Here is a 2,393-nt window from a genome sequence, read left to right on the forward strand (position 1 = left end):
GTGGATGGGCCAAGGCACGTTCCTGATGCGCCGCCTCGAGAACGTTCGCGGCGAGTTCAGCCTGACCGCGCTCGCCTATAATATCAGACGGGCCATCACTCTGGTCGGTGTCCCGGGCCTGATCGCCGCAGCGAGGGGGTAAACCGGTCTTTTCGCGCCCCAATGAACCGCTGGGCCTCGCATAAACGGCTTCTGGCGGCCTCAAGGGGCGGCCAGACGACAGGATTACGCCTTGTTCGGCTTGCGCGCTCGGGCAGAGGAAACCCGTCACCGTCTACGCCGCTGCTCACGACTTTTCACACGCTCTGTTTGATTTTTGCATCAGGAACGAGCGGGTTTAGTGGTTTGCGGTATGAATCGGCACCCAATGCGAGACCCCGGTAAATTGTTGCCAAGCCATTGATCATGGGTCGAATCTTTACATAGGCAGGGAAACCGATCGGCGCCGATCGGGACCCCTTAATCACCCACATTTTCCAAAGGATTATAGATCGTTGCCTTAATCACCGCGGGGTGCCGCTTTGGGCGCCGATCCACACCTACCCGCATCAGACGGCGGAATTCTTTGGCACGGCGTATTGCAAAGCAACCAAAAATTAACACCAATTCGAGATCATTATCTTACGTTAAAAAGAAATTCGGAGCAATTTTAGCAAGAGGGGAGTTTCAATGCGCAAACTGGAATCGCGACGTCCTCGAGTGGTTATTGTCGATGATTCCCGCACCATGCAGGCAGTTCTGGAACAGCTGCTGACACTACGGTTGCGTTACGAGATTGTGGGCATCGCAAGCGATGGTAGATCCGCTGTTGCGATAATCGAGCAAACCAGGCCTGATCTAGTTACGATTGATCTGACGCTGCCATATATTGACGGTCGTCAGCTGCTTGAAGCCCTGCACATCTTTCCCGAGATGAAGAAGGTCGTTGTTTCTGCTGCTGCCTGTGAGAACCTTGCGGTCAAAGCAAGCCTGGAGAAACTTGGCGCCGACAGCTGCGTGTCAAAGAGCCGCATGTCGCAAGATCCCGATGGATTCTGTCATCTTATTGGGATGATTATGAGAAATTCAAAGAAGCTTCAGGAAAAGGCGTCGTTATTAGGAATGCCCGCTCCCGCTCCCCTCCGCGGCTCGTCCGGCTCGGGCAAGCGAATCGCGGCGCTGCCGATCTTGAGCTATCCTATACCGACGGACGAGGTCGAGAGGCGCGCGGCCTTGCAGGGTCTCGGTCTTGCCAACGACAACGTGGATCGCAGGTTAGATCTCCTGACGGAGCATCTCGCGAAGACGACGAGCTATCCGGCGTGTGCTATGACGTTCATCGATCAGCACACGCAGTGGATCAAATCGAGCGTCGGCGTGGACCGCGGTTTCACCCCTCGCTCGGAAGCGATCTGCAATTACACAATTTGTGGGGACGACCCCTTTATCGTCAGCGATACGCATGCCGACATTCGCTTTGCAAAACTCGAAGTTGTCCTTTCCGGGCCTATGATCCGTTCCTACGTTGGGTTGCCCATCATCGGATCCTCTGGAGTTCGCTTGGGGGCGCTATGCCTTCTCGACACAAAGCCCCGACGAGTGACTGTCGAGGAATTAACGAACCTGCGTAGTATTGCCAGGATCGCAGCGGAGCTGGTCGAGGCTCGGTGGGAACCCATACGATACGCCGCCTAGGTGTGGGCTGCTGCCGGTCCCATGGACACCAAGTTAGGCTACATGAGCCTGCTTCTCAAAGTCTACGGGGCTGAGATACCCTAAGGTCGAGTGCCTGCGCGTGGGAGTGTAGAAGCGCTCGATGTAGTCGAACACGACTTGCCTCGCCTGATTGCGCGTACGGTAGGTTTTGCGCGCGATCCGTTCGGTCTTCAGCGAGGAGAAGAAGCTTTCCATCGCGGCATTGTCCCAGACGTTGCTGGACCGGCTCATCGAGCAGGTGACGCCGTTGTCGGCCATCAGTCGCTGGAACTGCTCGCTGGTATATTGGGCGGATTCAACCGGTCCTCGACCCAGCGGCGTAGCGTGTCGTTGGCCGCGAGCTTGGCAACCTTGGGACGGCGCGCCGCGCGCTCGGCATGCCACTGAGCTGTCGTTGCTCGATATTCAAAATCGCCACTACGCGTCGCCGCGTTTCGTCGTATCTCGCGGGAGATTGTCGCAGGAGCTCGACCGAGCCGACACGCGATCTCGCACACGCCGTGCCCTTGGACCAACAGCAACGCGATCTCTTCGCGTTCTGCCAAGGACAAATATCCGCCTGACAAGGGTTTCGCCGAGCGCCTGAACTCCGCTGGCGGCATCCCGCCCGCCTCCCGAAACCAGAGGTGGCTCGGTTCATTTGAACAGCTCGACGCGATTGCTAAGTGGGGCGTCCGCCGGTTTCATGCCGCTGCGAG

1 protein-coding gene and 2 pseudogenes are annotated in these 2,393 nt (G+C 57.4%); 1 reads left to right on the forward strand and 2 read right to left on the reverse strand.

Annotated features, from left to right (window positions below; translation table 11 throughout):
• The first annotated feature begins 669 nt into the window (after window positions 1-669).
• Entirely contained in the window at window positions 670-1,674 is a 1,005-nt protein-coding gene (locus IE187_RS21040) for a response regulator (RefSeq protein WP_189677947.1), read from the forward strand.
• Window positions 1,675-1,707: 33 nt separating this feature from the next.
• Here IE187_RS21040 and IE187_RS21045 read toward each other — a convergent pair.
• A pseudogene (locus tag IE187_RS21045) lies at window positions 1,708-1,992 on the reverse strand (IS3 family transposase); the annotation flags it as partial.
• Window positions 1,992-2,318 (reverse strand): annotated as a pseudogene (locus tag IE187_RS21050) (transposase); the annotation flags it as partial. The pseudogenes IE187_RS21045 and IE187_RS21050, both read right to left, overlap by 1 nt.
• Window positions 2,319-2,393: the final 75 nt, after the last annotated feature.

Origin of the sequence: Sphingomonas glacialis (assembly GCF_014653575.1) — a bacterium.
GTDB classification, from domain to species: domain Bacteria; phylum Pseudomonadota; class Alphaproteobacteria; order Sphingomonadales; family Sphingomonadaceae; genus Sphingomonas; species Sphingomonas glacialis.